The organism is Rhizobium sp. CG5, from assembly GCF_023701945.1.
Classification (GTDB): Bacteria; Pseudomonadota; Alphaproteobacteria; order Rhizobiales; family Rhizobiaceae; genus Allorhizobium.
The window spans coordinates 201,890-218,936 of record NZ_JABAEF010000005.1 but is presented as its reverse complement, the minus strand read 5'-3'; the positions used below and the strand labels follow the sequence as shown (position 1 = coordinate 218,936).

At 63.0% G+C, this 17,047-nt stretch carries 14 protein-coding genes; 6 read left to right on the top strand and 8 right to left on the bottom strand.

The annotated features are described in order from the left end of the window. Positions 1-113: 113 nt before the first annotated feature. The 4 genes from fabF to gmk all read left to right on the top strand — a co-directional run bounded on the left by fabF (position 114) and on the right by gmk (position 4,302). Positions 114-1,376 (top strand): beta-ketoacyl-ACP synthase II, encoded by a 1,263-nt coding sequence (fabF, locus tag HGO38_RS10810; protein WP_250955884.1) that lies wholly within the window; start codon positions 114-116, stop codon positions 1,374-1,376. Positions 1,377-1,499: 123 nt separating this feature from the next. Beyond that, the gene (gene mltG, locus HGO38_RS10805; protein ID WP_250955883.1) at positions 1,500-2,699 is read left to right on the top strand and encodes an endolytic transglycosylase MltG; all 1,200 of its coding nucleotides are present in this window, start codon (positions 1,500-1,502) and stop codon (positions 2,697-2,699) included. Between the two features lie 45 nt (positions 2,700-2,744). Then, a complete protein-coding gene (locus HGO38_RS10800) occupies positions 2,745-3,635 on the top strand; it encodes a YicC/YloC family endoribonuclease (protein WP_250955882.1) in 891 nt (296 codons plus the stop codon). A 4-nt stretch (positions 3,636-3,639) separates the two neighbouring features. Next, positions 3,640-4,302: a guanylate kinase gene (gene gmk / locus HGO38_RS10795; protein WP_250955881.1), complete on the top strand. Its 663-nt coding sequence runs from the start codon at positions 3,640-3,642 to the stop codon at positions 4,300-4,302. Between the two features lie 71 nt (positions 4,303-4,373). On the opposite strand, the gene rsmA is transcribed toward gmk, so the two are convergent. The 7 genes from rsmA to HGO38_RS10760 form a co-directional block, all read right to left on the bottom strand. Beyond that, positions 4,374-5,204 (bottom strand): 16S rRNA (adenine(1518)-N(6)/adenine(1519)-N(6))-dimethyltransferase RsmA, encoded by an 831-nt coding sequence (rsmA, locus tag HGO38_RS10790; protein WP_250955880.1) that lies wholly within the window; start codon positions 5,202-5,204, stop codon positions 4,374-4,376. After that, complete coding sequence (gene pdxA / locus HGO38_RS10785) at positions 5,204-6,223, bottom strand: 4-hydroxythreonine-4-phosphate dehydrogenase PdxA (RefSeq protein WP_250955879.1); 1,020 nt, start codon at positions 6,221-6,223, stop codon at positions 5,204-5,206. Before pdxA ends, rsmA begins: the two co-directional genes overlap by 1 nt. Before the next feature lie 15 nt (positions 6,224-6,238). Continuing rightward, the gene (locus HGO38_RS10780; protein WP_284739377.1) at positions 6,239-7,180 is read right to left on the bottom strand and encodes a SurA N-terminal domain-containing protein; all 942 of its coding nucleotides are present in this window, start codon (positions 7,178-7,180) and stop codon (positions 6,239-6,241) included. 204 nt (positions 7,181-7,384) lie between these two features. Continuing rightward, positions 7,385-9,730, bottom strand: a complete 2,346-nt coding sequence (locus HGO38_RS10775) for an LPS-assembly protein LptD (protein ID WP_250955878.1) — start codon at positions 9,728-9,730, stop codon at positions 7,385-7,387. After that, a complete protein-coding gene (gene lptG, locus HGO38_RS10770; protein WP_250956004.1) occupies positions 9,730-10,818 on the bottom strand; it encodes an LPS export ABC transporter permease LptG in 1,089 nt (362 codons plus the stop codon). Before lptG ends, HGO38_RS10775 begins: the two co-directional genes overlap by 1 nt. Then, complete coding sequence (gene lptF, locus HGO38_RS10765) at positions 10,815-11,993, bottom strand: LPS export ABC transporter permease LptF (protein ID WP_250955877.1); 1,179 nt, start codon at positions 11,991-11,993, stop codon at positions 10,815-10,817. The genes lptG and lptF overlap by 4 nt, the downstream gene beginning before the upstream one ends. Positions 11,994-12,096: 103 nt before the next feature. Next, positions 12,097-12,879, bottom strand: a complete 783-nt coding sequence (locus tag HGO38_RS10760) for a phosphatase PAP2 family protein (protein ID WP_250955876.1) — start codon at positions 12,877-12,879, stop codon at positions 12,097-12,099. Between the two features lie 186 nt (positions 12,880-13,065). Between HGO38_RS10760 and HGO38_RS10755 the strand changes: the two genes are divergently transcribed. Both HGO38_RS10755 and HGO38_RS10750 read left to right on the top strand, forming a co-directional pair. Next, the gene (locus HGO38_RS10755) at positions 13,066-14,559 is read left to right on the top strand and encodes a leucyl aminopeptidase (protein ID WP_250955875.1); all 1,494 of its coding nucleotides are present in this window, start codon (positions 13,066-13,068) and stop codon (positions 14,557-14,559) included. Between the two features lie 20 nt (positions 14,560-14,579). Beyond that, entirely contained in the window at positions 14,580-15,029 is a 450-nt protein-coding gene (locus HGO38_RS10750) for a DNA polymerase III subunit chi (RefSeq protein ID WP_250955874.1), read from the top strand. 13 nt (positions 15,030-15,042) lie between these two features. Here HGO38_RS10750 and HGO38_RS10745 read toward each other — a convergent pair whose 3' ends face one another. Further along, entirely contained in the window at positions 15,043-16,932 is a 1,890-nt protein-coding gene (locus HGO38_RS10745) for an ABC-F family ATP-binding cassette domain-containing protein (protein WP_250955873.1), read from the bottom strand. Between the last annotated feature and the right edge of the window lie 115 nt (positions 16,933-17,047).

Genomic DNA, 17,047 nt, shown 5'->3' with positions numbered 1-17,047 from the left:
TCTCTTGAGCATATCGTGGAGCGGGCTCAGGGCCCGCTCCGTCAAGGCCCGCTTTGGCGGTCCTTTTTTTGTATACTCAGCTGTTGCTGAATGAGTGGGGTGGATTACGGGCGATGAGACGTGTCGTTATCACCGGTACCGGCATGGTATCTCCTCTGGGCTGTGGCACAGAGATTTCGTGGTCGAGGCTCCTGGCCGGCCAGAGCGGCGCCCGCCGCGTCACCGAATTCGAGGTCGAAGACCTTCCTGCAAAGATTGCCTGCCGCATTCCCGTCGGCGACGGTTCCGATGGCACCTTCAATGTCGACGACTGGATGGAACCGAAGGAACAGCGCAAGGTCGATCCCTTCATCATCTATGCGGTCGCAGCCGCCGAGATGGCGCTCAACGATGCCAATTGGCATCCGGCCACCGATGAAGACCAGATTGCCACCGGCGTGCTGATCGGTTCGGGCATCGGCGGCATCGAGGGCATTGTCGAGGCCGGCTATACGCTGCGCGACAAGGGCCCCCGCCGCATCTCGCCGTTTTTCATTACCGGCCGCCTGATCAACCTGGCCTCCGGCCAGGTGTCGATCCGCCACAAGCTGCGCGGTCCCAACCATTCCGTCGTCACGGCCTGTTCCACCGGCGCCCATGCGATCGGCGACGCCAGTCGCCTGATCGCCCTTGGCGATGCCGACGTGATGGTGGCCGGCGGCGCGGAATCGCCGATCAGCCGCATTTCGCTGGCCGGCTTTGCGGCCTGCAAGGCGCTGTCAACCAAGTACAACGACGAGCCGCAGCGCGCCTCGCGGCCCTATGACCGCGATCGTGACGGTTTTGTCATGGGCGAGGGATCCGGCATCGTGGTCCTGGAAGAGCTCGAACATGCCCGTGCCCGCGGCGCCAAGATCTATGCCGAAGTGGTCGGCTATGGCCTCTCCGGCGACGCCTTCCATATCACCGCCCCCTCGGAAGACGGCGATGGCGCCTTCCGCTGCATGACCATGGCGCTGAAGCGCGCCGGCCTGACGCCGGCCGATATCGATTACATCAATGCCCATGGCACCTCGACCATGGCCGACACGATCGAACTGGGCGCCGTCGAGCGGCTGGTCGGCGATGCCGCGTCGCGGATTTCCATGTCGTCCACCAAGTCGGCGACCGGCCATCTTTTGGGTGCCGCCGGTGCGATCGAGGCGATTTTCTCGGTGCTGGCCATCCGCGACGGCAAGGTGCCGCCGACGCTCAACCTCGACAATCCCGATGTCGAGACGGCGATCGATCTCGTGCCGCATAAGGCGCGCGATCGGGATGTTCGCGTCGCCCTGTCCAATTCCTTCGGATTTGGCGGGACGAATGCATCACTGGTGCTTCGTCGTCTCGAGGACTGAGCCGAGACTGGCGCAGTCCCATCGTGGCGAACGGACGACCATCCGGACGAATGGTCTCCTGAACCTGCTTTTGCCGCAATGCTTGGCCAAACAGCGGCATTATCGAAACGAAGAGGATTGCCCGTGAGCGACAACCATCAGAACGAAGGGGTCCCATTCGGCCGCGATGGCGACAGCGCAGGCAAGGGCCCCATCATTCCCAAGTCGCCGAGCGAAGCGCTGAGACCGGAGCGCGTGCCGCAGCCGCCGAAGCGCTCGCGGCGCGCCCGCAGCCAGCTGGTTATCTTCCTGAATTTCATCATGACCCTGACGGTTGCGGTCTGCATCATCGCCGTTGCCGGTTTCTACTACATCATGTCGGCCTACCAGAACCCGGGCCCGCTCGCCAACAATGCCAATTTCGTGGTGCGCAGCGGTGCCGGTCTTGCCGAGATCGCCACCAGCCTGGAGCGCAATGGCGTGGTCTCCGACGCGCGCGTCTTCCGCTATGTCACGGCCACCTATCTGGATGAAGACGATACGCTGAAGGCCGGCGAATACGAGATCAAGGCCGGCGCCTCGATGAGGGACGTCATGGACCTCCTGAAATCGGGCAAGTCGATCCTCTATGCGGTCTCCTTCCCCGAAGGCCTGACGGTCGCGCAGATGTTCAAGCGCCTGGCCGACGATCCGGTGCTGGAAGGCGATCTGCCGGCCGATCTTCCCAAGGAAGGCACGCTGCGTCCCGATACTTACAAATTCTCCCGCGGCACCAAGCGCGTCGAAATCATCAACCAGATGGCCGCTGCCCAGGAACAGCTGGTCGAGCAGATCTGGGAAAAGCGCGACGCCGACCTGCCGATCAAGACCCGCGACGAATTCATCACGCTGGCGTCGATCGTCGAGAAGGAAACCGGCAAGGATGACGAGCGCGCCCATGTCGCCTCGGTCTTCATCAACCGGCTGGCCAAGGGCATGCGGCTGCAGTCCGACCCGACCATCATCTACGGTCTGTTCGGCGGCGAGGGCAAGCCGGCGGATCGGCCGATCTATCAGTCCGACCTGCAGAAGCAGACGCCCTACAACACCTATGTGATCAAGGGCCTGCCGCCAGGACCGGTTTCCAATCCCGGCCGCGCTGCCCTGGAAGCCGTCGCCAATCCCTGGCGCACCAAGGATCTCTACTTCGTGGCCGACGGTTCCGGCGGCCATGCCTTCGCCGCCACGCTCGACGAGCACAATGCCAATGTCCAGCGCTGGCGCAAGCTGGAGGCCGAGCAGGCCGCGGCTCGCGACGCTGCCGCCGATGGCAAGCCACCCGCAGCACCACCGGTTGCCGACTGAGCCGTCACAGGATATTGCAACGACAAAACTTTCGGAGATCCAGGCATGGCACTGCAATCCATGACCGGCTTTGCCCGCAGCGAGGGCACCGTCGGACGCCATCGCTGGTCCTGGGAGTTCCGCTCCGTCAACGGCAAGGGGCTGGACCTGCGCCTGCGCCTGCCGCCGGGCCTTGAGCTTCTGGAAGGCGAATTCCGGCGCCTGGCGGCCGCAAGCTTTTCCCGAGGCAACCTGCAGATCCAGCTGACCGTTTCGGTCAGCGAGAACCGCGTCGAGGCGGTGCTGAACGAAGAGGCGCTGGCCGCCGTGCTCGATCTGAGGAACCGGCTCGGGGCCGAGATCGTCGATCCCGCTCCGATGCGCCTGGACGCCCTTTTGTCGATCCGCGGCCTTGTCGACTTTCGCGAGGCGGAAGACGATGCCGAGGCGATCGCGGCCCGCGATGCCGCCATTGTTGAAGGCTTTGCCACGGCCATAGCTGGCCTGCGGACCATGCGCGAGCAGGAGGGGCAAGCGCTTGGCGACGTCCTGTCGGCACAGATCGACCGGATCGAAGCCCTGACCCTGCAGGTCGAGACTGATCCGTCCCGCACGGTGGAGGAGATCGCCCGCAAGCTTGAGGCCCAGATGGCGGCCCTGATGGAGGCAGCCCCGTCGCTTGACCGCGAACGGCTCTATGCCGAAGCCGCCCTGATGGCCACCAAGGCCGATCTTCGCGAAGAACTCGACCGCTTGAAGGCCCATGTCACGGCCGCCCGCGCCCTGCTGGCTGCCGGCGGCCCGATTGGCCGCAAGCTCGACTTTATGGCGCAGGAATTCAACCGCGAATCGAATACTATCTGTTCCAAATCCAATGCCGTCGCCGTGACCGCCGCCGGCATCGAGTTAAAGGTCGTCATCGACCAGTTTCGTGAACAGGTCCAGAATCTGGAGTAGCCTTATGAACCCGCCCGTATCCTCACTGATCAAGATAGAACGGCGCGGCCTGATGCTGGTGATCTCCTCACCGTCCGGCGCCGGCAAATCGACCATTGCCCGCACCCTGCTCGACAGCGACAAGCAGATCAGCCTGTCGGTCAGCGTCACCACCCGCCAGCGTCGCCAGAGCGAGATCGAGGGTATTCACTACCATTTCGTCTCGCAGCGCGAGTTCGAGCGGCTGCGCGATTCCGACTCGCTGCTGGAATGGGCGCAGGTGCACGGCAATTATTACGGCACGCCGCGCGAGGCCGTCGAGACCGCCATGTCGGAGGGCCGCGACATGCTGTTCGATATCGACTGGCAGGGCGCCCAGCAGCTGCAGGACAAGATGTCGGCCGATGTCGTGTCGATCTTCATCCTGCCGCCAACCATGACCGAGCTGCAGTCCCGCCTGCATCGCCGCGCCGAGGATACCGAAGAGGTGATCCAGACGCGGCTTGTCAATTCACGCTCCGAGATCGAGCACTGGCGCGAATATGACTATGTCATCGTCAATGACGACCTCGACACGGCGTTCAACGCGGTGCAGTCGATCGTCCGCGCCGAACGCCTGCGACGCGACCGCCGCCATGGCCTGTTCAACTTTGTCAGCGAGTTGCTGACGGAAACGCCGGTGCGCTGACCAGCAAGGCGAAATAGAAAGCATCATGGCTGGGCGCATCATCACGCGCCCGCGCCTGCAATCTCCCAGTTTCAGAGATTATTCGCCAGGGTCACGAATTCTTCGACGCTCAGCGTTTCGGCGCGGCGTTGCGGATCGATACCGGCACGGGCCAGCAGCGCTTCGCCGCCGACCGGCTTGAGACTCTGGCGCAGCATCTTGCGGCGCTGGCCGAAGGCGGCCTGCGTGACCTTCTCCAACTGGGCGACGTCGCAGGGCAGGGGCTGAAGTCGCGGCTCGAACTGCACCACCGTGGAGGTGACCTTCGGCGGTGGCGAGAAGGCTTGCGGCGGCAGGTCGAAGGCCATGTGGGCCTGCGTGCGCCAGCCGCACAGCACGCCGAGCCGGCCATAGTGGTCGTCCTCTTCGGTCGCAACGATTCGAAGGCCGACCTCGCGCTGGAACATCAGCGTCATCGACTGCCAGAACGGCGGCCAGCTCTTCGGCAGCAGCCAGTTGATCAGCAATTGCGTGCCGACATTATAGGGCAGATTGGCGATGATCCTGACCGGCGTTCCGGGGGCGACCAGCGTCTCGAAATCGATCTTCAGCGCATCGCCTTCGATCACCTCGAGCCGGCCGGGATAATGTTCGCCGATTTCGGCCAGTGCCGGCAGGCAGCGGGCGTCCCGTTCGATGACGATCAGTTTCTCGGCGCCGAGCGCCAGAATGGCCCGCGTCAGTCCGCCGGGGCCGGGGCCAACCTCGATGACGGTCATGCCCGCCAGCGGACCGGCCGTGCGGGCGATCTTCTGGGTGATGTTGAGGTCGAGCAGAAAGTTCTGGCCGAGCGCCTTGCGGGCATCGAGCCCATGGCGCTGGATCACGTCGCGCAGCGGCGGCAGTCCGTCAAGGGTTGCCATTAACGGTCAGCATCCCGGCTGATCTGGTCGGCGAGTTTGATGGCGGCGACAAGGCTGTTTTCGCGGGCGATGCCCTTGCCGGCAATGCCGAAGGCCGTGCCATGGTCGGGCGACGTGCGCACGAAGGGCAGGCCGAGCGTCACATTGACCGATTCGTCGAAATCGAGCGCCTTGACGGGGATCAGTGCCTGATCATGATACATGCAGATCGCCACGTCATAGCGGCGCCGCGCATCCTCGTGAAACATCGTGTCGGCCGGCAGCGGCCCGAAGGCATCGATGCCTTCGTCGCGCAGCCGCATGATCGCCACGTGAACGATATCCTCGTCTTCGTGGCCGAGCGCCCCGCCTTCGCCGGCATGGGGATTGAGGCCTGCCACCGCCAGGCGCGGCACGGCGATGCCGAAGCGGGTCTTCAGGTCATGCGCGGCAATCCGGCAGGTCTCGACGATCAGTTCTTGCGTCAGGGCGGCGGGCACGTCCTTCAGGGGAATGTGGATCGTCACCGGCACGGCGCGCAGTTTCGGACCGACCAGCATCATAACCGGCCGGAACGGTTTGCCGGTCGCCTTGGCGGCGAGATCGGCCAGGAATTCGGTATGGCCCGGAAAGCCGAAACCGGCCTCGTAAAGCACGGATTTGGCAATCGGATTGGTGACGATGCCGCGCACCTTGCCGCTCATGCACAGCGTAACGGCCGTCTCGATGGCCGCGATCGTGCCGCGCGCCGTGGAGACATGCGGCTCGCCGGCAATCACATCGACGCCGGTCGGGATGGAAATGACCGGCAGGGCCTGCGAAAAGCAGGCGACAGCATTGTCAGCCGTGACGTCGCGGATCGGCACGTCCAGTTCCAGCAGCCGCGCCCTGACCGCCAGATTGGCGGGGTCGCCGATGAACACGAAAGGCGGCAACGCATGGCGCTCGCGGTCGAGCCATGCGGCAAGGGCGATGTCCGGTCCGATGCCCGCAGGATCGCCCTGGCTGAGAGCAAGCGGGGCGAGATCATGTGCGGGCATGGATGTATCCGGTTGTCAGCGATAGACGATCTGCGCCTTGGAGCGCAGTTCGTCGAGAAACTTCTTCGAATTCGGGTCTTCGGCATTGTCTGCCTTGCCGATGTCCTCGGCCCGGAACACCACTTCGGCGGCCGCGTCGTCGGACACTTCGCGCTGGTTGCAGATCGCCAGATATTCGACGCCTCTTTCCGTGACGCGGGTCCCGGTCGTGCCGCCACTGGCCTTTTCGATCAGCGGCTTCCAGTCGGTCGGCAATTCCGGCGCCATCACGCGACCGAGGTTGCGGATCGAAACGTCATGATAGTCCCGGGCAAACTGCATCGCGCCGTCGCAGCCGGGGAATTTCGAACGGGAGGCTTCGGCTTCCGACTTGCGCTTGCCGGTGATGGCGGAGCGCTTGGACTCAGGGATCACGAAAATCACCTGTTTCAGAAAATATTCCGTGGTCACCGGCTTCTGCTTGTTTTCCAGCAGGCGTGTGACGATGTCCTGGGTGGACAGTTTGTTGCTGGCGCCGTAGCGCGAATTCACCAGCCGTGGCCAGCTCATCTGCACCGCGAGATAGGCCTTGAAGTGATCGGCGCCGACACCGGCCTGGTCGAGAATGCTGGTCATCTGCGCCGGCGAAAGCTTGTTGGAGGCGGCAAACCGCTCGAAGGATTTGTCGACATCCGTGGTGCTGACCGACATGCCGAGGCGGGCGATTTCCTGGCGCTTCAGGACTTCGTCGACCATTTCTTCCTTGGCAAGCTTGCCGATGTCGCCCTTCTGGCGGCGCAGGCGCATGAAGGCCGCACGCTTGGCGATGTCGCCGCTGGTGATTGCCGTCTTGTTGACGACCGCCTTGATTTCGCTGGCCGCAAAGACAGGGGCGGCTCCCGGTTCGATGAATGCGAACAAGGCCAGCATGGCTGTGCCGAGCGCCAGTGTTCGTATCGCTGTCCTGCCCTTGATCATCCCAAACCTTCCTCCCGCGCCGCGGCTTTCGCTGACGCAGGCACGTCCCGTGTGTCTGTCTTAGTATAGTAGGCGGCAGGAATTGCACAATCCTTGCGGCGAAACAATGACATCGGTGCGGCTTTCAAGCGGCTCCACGCAGCAACGACGTGTTACACGCGGGCTTTGACGGCTCGCCGGGCCGCCAGCGGGGCGGAATGGCGATCACTTGAAGCCGTCAAGCTCCGTGTCTCCGACTTTGACGTCGCCCAGCGTGCGGAACGTCAGGCGGGCGCCGATCGACCAGTCATTGGCGGATTCATTGTCCGGATCCCGCTTTTCCGAATAGACCAGCGAAAACACCGTGCATTCGTCCGCATAGGAAACGCCGACGCCATGCCGGTTGATTTCGCTGCTGTTGATGTCCCAGGTCAGCGATCCGTACACCGACCAGTAATCGCCCACCTTGACGGAGCTGGCACTCTGCAACTCGTCATTGGCTTCGTCCAGGCCGTATTCAGGCTGCGCGGCGATCTGCGTATACGTCAGATTGGTCTGGAACTTGTTGTTGTGATAGCCGACCGTGGCGTCCGTGCGGCGCACGTCGAAGGTCTTTTCGTCGAAACGCGCATTGGTGCTCATCGATATGCCGGTGGGCGTCTCGAGGCCGATCATGCCGACAAAGTCGGAAACATCGGTTTCAAGGCCGGAATTGGCCCCGGCATTGACCAGATCGTCGGTGGCGAACGAGTTCGTCCCGGCGATCTGGTAGGACTGGCCGAAAATACCGCGTAGCCCGAAGCCATTGTCGAGCGATCCGGTATAGCGGATGCCGACATTGGCGCGGGTGCCGCCTTCGACGCGGTCATAACCGGAAAACTTGTCGCGCTCGAACAGCGTCGTCGCGTCGAAGACGAAGCTCTGCGCATCCTCGTTCGGCAACTGACCGGCCATCTGTTCGTCCGGGCGGACGTAGAGCTGGGCGATCGGTTCAATGACGTGGCTGCTGTTGTCTGTGGTGATCAGCCAGGGATAACGGGCTTCCAGCCCTGCGGTGACCATGTAGCGGGTCGCCGTGGCATCATCGGTGAAATTGCCGGTATATCCGGTCGGCGACTCCATATCGAGACCATAGGCATCGCCGCGGGCCGCCAGCAGCGGCGTCAGCAGCAGGCCGCCGGGCGCGGTATAGGTGCGCTTCCACTCGGCTTCCGCCGTCAGCCGCGACATCGTGCCCTTCACGCCGCGGAAACGGTCGTTGATGCCGTCGCCGTCGCTATCGAGCGCATCGTCATCGAAGCGCGACAGCACCGTGAAGTTCATGTTCGCGGACAATTGTCCGCCGGCCACCGGCTCCGGTGCATAATAGCTGTAATCGAGCGATGGCAGCACCACCGGCTGGCGCTTTTCAGCCGCGTCTTCCGGATCGGCGTCCTGGACGTCGAAATAGTAGCCACGCATATCGAACGAGTTCCGCTCTCCAGCCCCGGTCAGGTAGACCTGGTTGGTATGGGTGGTGTCGTCCAACTCGGAAAGGTCATAGGTCCGTGCAAAGTTGTTGTCGCTCTGCAGCATCACGTCCCAGCCGAAGGCCCAGCGGGGATTGACCTTGAACTCGCCCTTGGAGGCAACCATGCCGCGGTTGTCGTTCTCGTAGTCCGTGGTGCCGGAATCGAAATTTCCCGAGTTCATCTGGCTGATGCCAGCCATGCGCAGGGTCGTCGTTCCGGATTCGAACCGCTGGCGGATTTCCGCTTCGAGAAGAACGCCCTGGCTGGTAAAGCCGGTCGCCTTGACGGTCGCATCCATCTGGTTGGAGATCGCGTAGTAATAGGGCACCGTCAGGCCGAAACCAAGATTTTCGGAGGTGCTCATTTCCGGAAACAGGAAGCCGGACTTCCGCTTCACCGTGTTGTCCGGCACTTCGATGGCCGGAACGAAGGCGATCGGTTTGCCAAACAATTCGAACCGCGCTTTTTCGAGCCGAACCGTATGCTTCACGCCGTTCTGAATGACGCGTTCCGCCTTGATCTGCCATAGCGGCGGACGTTCCGGGTGGTCAGCGCAGGGCAGGCAGGCGGTATAGACGCCGTTATAGAGCACCATGTCGCGGCCACCGATCCGCTCGCCGCGCTCGGCTGCCAGACGGGTATTATCGCTGGTCTCGATGCGCAGGGCGTTCACGAAGCCGTCGGCGAAATTGTCGGTCACATCGAGCGATTCGGCATACAGGCGATTGCCGCCCGGCTCGACCAGTTCGATGTCGCCATAGGCCATCATCCGGCCGGTCTGCTGGTTATATTCGACGCGTTTGGCGACCATCTGGTAGCCCGCATAATTGATCTGCACGCCGCCGACGGCCGTGACCTTCTCGGCGTCCTTGTCGTATGTCAGTTCGTTTGCCGCCAGCAAAAGCTTGGCGTCAGCGGGAATGCTGGGCTCGAGCGCACGCACTGAATCACCCTCTTGCGCGCGGGTCACCGCAGCACAAGCGAGATATGCGCACAACGAGGCGCCAGTCAGCAGGGCCGTGACAAGCCTTCTGATATTCTTGCGGTCACTTGCCGCCACTAACCATCCTCCTGGTGAAGCAAAATCGTTGCGCCTAGGGCCGTCGCAACGACGACCGGAACCCAGGCTGCAACGAACGGAGGTACTACACCGCTGCTACCGAATGCCTTCACGAGCACTGTTACGACATAAAGCACGAAGCCCGAAATGATTCCACCCAGAATCACCGACCGAGACTGGTTGAACCGGCTAAATTTTAAGGACACGGTTGCTGCAATCAGGGTCATCGCAACCAGAAGAAAGGGGAGCGAGAGCATGGAATGGAATTGGGTTTCGAGCGCCTTGGTGGAGACGCCGAACGATTTCGCGACGGAAATTTTGTTAGAAAGCTCATAAAATGCAACGGTTTCCGGCTGAGCAAGGCGCTCTTGAATGAATTCTTGTTTCAGGTTGGTACGAACTTCGGCTGTGGCGAGCCTGACGGCAATTTCGCCGGGCCGGGTTTCCGTCACATCGTTAAGCAACCAGTAACCATCTTTCAATTTTGCCGATTCGGCGTCCTGCCGCAAGATGATCCGTCCGCCACTGTCGAAGTGGATGAGAACCGCGTCGACGAGCAGCGTTCCGTTCTCAAGAACGGTCGTCGCACCGATGATCGTGTCCTCGTTGCCGCTGATCTGGCGCAGCCACGGAATGGTCGAAGCGCCGCTTGATGTGCTGCTGGCGTCGCGCCAGCTCGATTCGATTTTTAGCGCCTGGCTCTGGCCCCAGGCCGCCAGCGGATTGATGACCAGCATGGTGAGCAGGCCGACCATGAAGGCGCCGGCGATGAAGGGTGTCATGAACTGCCAGACGGATATGCCGGCGGCGCGCGCCACCACCAGTTCCGATTTCCGGTTGAGCGCGATCAGCGTCGTCATGCCGGAGAACAGGGTGATGAACGGCACGGTCTGCTGCAGCAGCAGCGGCAGGCGCATGGCAGTGATATAGAGCACGCCCGCCAGCGAATAGCCTGTCAGCCCGGCCAGACGACCGGTGATTTCGCTGAAATCGATCAGGTAGACGATCGAGATCACGCCGATGAAGAACCAGAAAATGGTAATGGCATAGCGCTTCAGGAAATACCGTCCAAGGGTGGTGAACATCAGCTGTCCCCCCCATTCGGCTGGGGTCCATTGCGGGGCAGGCGTTTCTCGATGAGGGTCTGCACCCGGCTGATCAGGTTGCGCAATGGCCGGGGTATATGGGTCTTTTTGTTGCGCAGCAGCGCCATCGCGGCCAGCCCGCCGCTCAGCATGGGCGCTGCGTAGATGGCCGGCACGAAGGCTGCATTGTTTTCGGCCTGATTGGCGCTGTAGAACGACAGCCAGCGCAAAAGCAGCGCGATGGTGAGCGCGGAGACCATCGGATGCAGCCGAGCCTCCCGGTGGGAGCGCGCGTCGCCGGCCACCACCAGCGAGATCAGGCCGAGCGCCAGCGGGAAACTCCAGTCGGCCAGCCGCCGATGCAGTTCGGCCCGGTATTCGCCGGGATGCGCCTTGACGTCGGGATCCGTCGGATCGGGGTTGAGCAGGAAGGGCAGGCCGCGGTCGGTGGAGCGCATCCGCGCCTGGCCGCGCGTCTGCGTCAGGTCGGACAGATCGAAGGAATAGGAATCAAAACGCACCACCGAGACATTGCCGTCGGGCGCCTTGCGATGCACCTCGCCGTCGCGCATGATCAGCGCCGTCCCGGTTTCGTCGACCGCACCTTCGCGGGCGTAATAGATCAGCTCAAAGGCCGGATCGCGTGAATCCGCCACGAACAGCCCCTTCAGCACCCGGCCCGACTGGCGTTCCGAGATCTGCACGTAGAGGCCGTCCTCGACCCGCCGGAAGCTCTTTTCCTCGATGACCGAGGACAGCAGGTCGGCATAGGCGGCGGCGATCATATGACGGGCGGCGACCCGCACCTGCGGCTCGATCAGGTTGGCGATCAGGAAGGACAGGAGGCTCAGGCCCACCGCAAAGGCGATGATCGGCCGGGTGATGATCGACCGGGAGGCGCCGGCCGCATCGATGACGGCCAGTTCCGAGTCGTTGTTCATCGCCGTCAGGGTCTGGGTAATGCCGATGACCAGGGCAAAGGGCATGACGATCGGGATGATCGTCGGCAGGATCAGCGTCGCCAGCGTCGCGAACGAGCCGATCGACTGGCCGCTGTCGGTGACCAGGTTGATGCGCGCCAGCACCTGCGTCGTCCATATGATGGCGAGCACCGGCAACAGGGCGGTGAGGAACATCTGCGCGACGCGCCGCAATATGTAAAGTTCGAGAAGCTTCATGCCGGACCCTGTGAGCGCCCCTATTTGCCTATCGCCGGGGCAAAAGACAAGTGCTGTCTCATCCGGTTGGTGAACGGGGGCGTTTCCGGACTGGGGTCTGACATCAGACTTTGGCGGTTCTGCGGGCATCCAGAAGCTGGAATGTGGCAAATGTTGCTGCAAAAACCGTGACCGACAGCAGCCATCCGAGCATCACGTCGGACAGATAATGTCCGCCGAAACTGACGCGCATCGCCGCCATGGTCACCGATAGGACAAGGATCGGCGGCCCGAGCACCGGTCTGAGGCGGGCCGGCAACAGGATGACCAGACAGGCAAGCCAGCCGGCCCCGGCCGCCTCGCCGGACACGAAGGAACAGTTGCTGTCGCACAGGCCGTCGAACGTGCCGGCGGCGGTAAAACCAAGGTCGCCGCCGAACAGGTCGGTCTCATTGGGCCGTGGCCGGCCGGAAATGCTTTTCAGGATGAGATTGACGAGGATGTAGGGGCCGATGACGAAGGAGAGCAGGGTGAGTGAAATCGTCCGGGTCTTGGCCCGCTGGTAGGTGGCGCCGTGCTGCTGCAGGCATTCGATCAGCAGCCAGAGCAGGAACACGGCAGACAGCGACGGCAGGTAGAACAGCACCTTGCGGAGTCTGACGAGAATCTGCTCGCCAGCGTTGGGGAAATGGCCGCAGGCCAGGGCGCTCGCCTGGGGTTCCAGGCAGGTAAAGGGCCGGAAGAAGAACCGCGCCACGGCAATGTCGATCTGCGGAAAGGCATGAAAGGTCGCCAGCAACAGAAACCACAGGGCCGCAAAGCGGAGCGCCCATTGCAGGGCCGGCCTTTCGGAGGGCGGGGTCAGGCGGGCGGCGCTGTCTCGGATGGCGGGGACGGCGAGATACATGGCGGCATGCTTTCTGGGTCGGCATTCGTCGAGGCGCCGTGTTGTTTAGCAGTCTTGTATGAAAGCCGCACGACGGTCGGGGCCAACCAAAACCGGGGAGGCAGGGATCTGGCCCTTGCTTTCAGGCCCGAAACCGACATGATCGGCGCTCATTGTGTTTTCAGCATGTTTTGTAAGGTCCCGCCTATGTCCGCCAAGATCGAAATCGGCTTCGCCAAGTCTCCCCGCCTGTCTGGCGATCTCGCCATTCTCCTGAAAGCGTCCGACGCAGATCTACCGGCCGGCGCCGCCGAAGCCGATCCGGCGGGTGTGTTCGGCAAGGCCGCCGACATCGCGAAATTCACCGGCAAGGCGATGGGCAAGCTGGATCTCGTTGCGCCGCACGGCTCGCCGGTCGACCGAATCGTTGTCATCGGCCTGGGCAAGGCGGAGGCGGTGATCGCCCATGACTGGCTGAAGGCCGGCGGCACGGCAGCCTCCGTCCTGAAATCGGTCGACAAGGTGACGATCTTCATCGACGCGCCCGGCGTCGAGGTCAGCCCCAAGGCCGCCGCCGACTTCGCGCTCGGCATGCTGCTGCGCAATTACAGCTTCGACACCTACAAGACCCGCAAGAAGGACGAAGACGAAAACGCGCCGGCCAAACAGATCAAGGTGACCATCGTCACGGCGGACGCTTCCGCCGCCAAGAAGGCCTTTGCCGATGCGCAGGCCGTGGCCGAGGGCGTGATCATTGCCCGCGATCTGGTCAACGAACCGGCCAATATTCTCGGGCCTCTCGAATTTGCCGCCAAGGCCAAGGAACTGGAAAAGCTCGGCGTCGAGGTGGAAATCCTGACTGAGAAGGACATGAAGAAGCTCGGCATGGGCGCGCTGCTCGGCGTGGCGCAGGGCTCCGTTCGCCCGCCGCGCCTGGCCGTCATGCAGTGGAAGGGCGGCAAGGCCAAGGACCGGCCGATCGCCTTTGTCGGCAAGGGCGTCGTGTTCGACACCGGCGGCATCTCGATCAAGCCGGCCGGCGGCATGGAAGACATGAAGGGCGACATGGGCGGCGCTGCCGCCGTTACCGGCCTGATGCATGTGCTGGCCGCGCGTGAGGCCAAGGTCAATGTCGTCGGCATTATCGGCCTGGTGGAAAACATGCCGGACGGCAATGCCCAGCGTCCGGGCGATATCGTCACCTCCATGTCCGGCCAGACCATCGAAGTCATCAATACCGATGCGGAAGGTCGTCTCGTGCTGGCCGATGCCCTTTGGTATTGCAACGACCGCTTCAAGCCGGAGTTCATGATCAACCTGGCCACCCTGACCGGGGCCGTCCTGGTGGCGCTCGGCACCCAGCATGCCGGCCTGTTTTCCAACAACGATACGCTTGCCGACAATCTCTTGAAGGCCGGCCTTGCCTCCAACGAGCGCCTGTGGCGCATGCCGCTCGGCAAGGACTACGACAAGATGATCGACAGCAAGTTCGCCGACATGAAGAATTCGAGCGGCCGCCATGCCGGCTCGATCACCGCCGCCCAGTTCCTGAAGCGCTTTGTCGGCGAGACGCCGTGGGCCCATCTCGATATCGCCGGAACGGCCATGTCCTCGCCCGCAGACGAGATCAACCAGTCCTGGGGATCGGGCTTCGGTGTGCGCCTGCTCGACGAACTGGTGCGCGCCCACTACGAGGCGTGAGCATTCGCGGAGCCAAGCTTGTGACCGACGTCCTGTTCTACCACCTGACCGAAACCAGGATAGAAGACGCGCTGCCGCCGCTTTTGGAAAAAAGCGTCGAGCGCGGCTGGCGGGTGGCGGTGGAAATGCGCGATGCGGACCGCCGCGACCGGCTGGACCAGCATCTCTGGACCTATCGCGACGAGAGCTTCCTGCCCCATGGCACGGATGGCTCGGAAGCGGCCGGCGAACAGCCGGTCCTTTTGACGCTGTCGGCCGACAATCTCAACCAGGCCTCGGTGCGGTTTTTCATCGATGGCGCGGTGCCGGGCGAAGGACTGCCCTACGACCGCGTCGTCTTCGTCTTCGACGGCCATGACCAGCAACAGCTGGAAGGCGCGCGCGGCCAGTGGAAGGCCCTGAAGGCGCAAGGCCACACGCTGACCTACTGGCAGCAGAACAACGAAGGACGCTGGGAAAAGAAGGCGTGAGGCGAGCGTCCGCTCAGCCTGCCATCGCTTCGTCGTATTCGGCGGAAAGCTCCAGCCATTGTTCTTCGGCCGCGGCAAGTTTCGCCGCCGCTTCGCCGCGCTGCTTGACCTTGTCGGCGGCCTTGGCCGGGCTCTTTTCATAAAGCGAGGCGTCGCCGAGCTCGAGATCGAGCGCCGCAATCAGCTTTTCGAGCTTCTTGGTCTCGGCCTCGACATCGTTGATCTTCTTGCGCAGCGGTGCCAGCGACGCGCGGCGCTCGGCGGCCAGCTTGCGCTGGTCGGCCTTGCTCGCCTGGTCGGCTACCGGTTCGGGTCTATCCTTTTCGTCTTTTTTTTTACCCGAAGAGACGATCAGGCTGCGATACTCCTCCATATCGCCGTCGAAGCTCGAAACCGTGCCGTCGTTGACCAGCCAGAACCGGTCGACGGTGGCCTCGATCAGATGGCGGTCATGGCTGATCAGGATCACGGCGCCTTCGTAATCGTTGAGCGCGGCGATCAGCGCGCGGCGGCTGTCGATGTCGAGATGGTTGGTCGGCTCGTCGAGGATCAACAGGTTCGGCGCATGGAAGGCGGCAAGGCCCATCAGCAGGCGGGCCTTTTCGCCACCGGACAGGTCCTTGGCGGGCGTCGCCATCTTGGCCGTCTCAAGACCCATCTGCGCAACACGGGCGCGAACCTTGGCTTCCGGCACGCCGGGCATCAGGCGGCGCACATGCTCGACCGGCGTATCGCCGGGGACCAGGTCGTCCAGCTGGTGCTGGGCGAAAAAGCCGATCTTCAGGGCGGGCGCCAGCTTGATTTCGCCGCTCTCGGCCTGCAGGCGGCCGGAAATGAACTTGGCGAAGGTCGACTTGCCGTTGCCGTTCGAGCCGAGCAGCGCGATACGGTCGTCATTGTCGATGCGCAGGTTGATATTCTTCAGGATCGGCTTGCCCGGCTCATAGCCGACGGCACCACCATTGATGGCGATGATCGGCGAGGCCGGCTGCTTTTCCGGCTCCGGAAAGGTGATCGGCTGGACGTGATCCTCGATCACCGAGGCGACGGTGCCCATGCGCTCCAGCGCCTTGACGCGGCTCTGCGCCTGCTTGGCCTTGGAGGCCTTGGCCTTGAAGCGGTCGATGAAGGTCTGCAGATGCTTGCGCGCCGCCTCGTTCTTGACCTTGGCCTTGGTCTGCAACTCGTCGGCTTCCGCCTTCTGCCGCTCGAACTGGTCATAGCCGCCGCGATAGAAGGTCAGCTTCTGCTCGCTGAGATGAATGATAGAGTTGACGGCGGTGTTGAGCAGGTCGCGGTCATGGCTGATGACGATGACGGTATGCGGATAGCGCCGCACATAATCTTCCAGCCACAGCGTGCCTTCGAGATCGAGATAGTTGGTCGGCTCGTCGAGCAGCAGCAGGTCCGGCTCGGAAAACAGCACCGCTGCCAGCGCCACGCGCATGCGCCAGCCGCCGGAAAACGACGAGGCCGGGCGCAGCTGCGCCTCGGCATTGAAGCCCAGGCCGGCCAGGATGGTCGCGGCACGGGCCTCTGCCGAATGGGCATCGATATCGGCAAGCCGCATCTGGATTTCGGCAATGCGGTGCGGGTCGTCGGCGGTCTCCGACTCGAGCATCAGCGCCGCCCGTTCCTTGTCGGCGGCCAGCACGATCTCGATCAGCGAATCCTCGGTGCCCGGCGCCTCCTGGGCCACCTGGCCGATGCGGGCGTTTTTCGGGATGGAGACCGAACCGCTTTCGGCGGAGAGATCGCCGGTGATGATTTTGAACAGCGTCGACTTGCCGGCGCCGTTGCGGCCGACAAGGCCGGCCTTGGTGCCGCTCGGCAGCGAGACGCTGGCATGGTCGATCAGGAGGCGGCCGGCAATGCGGGCCGAAATATCGTTGATTGTAATCATGCCCGCGCTTTTGGCCGATGTGGCGCATAAAGGCAATATGCGGCAGGCTCTTGCACTGCACAATGGCGCCGGCCGGTCTGCGGCCGATGCCGATATGCAACGTGTTCGCGCGATT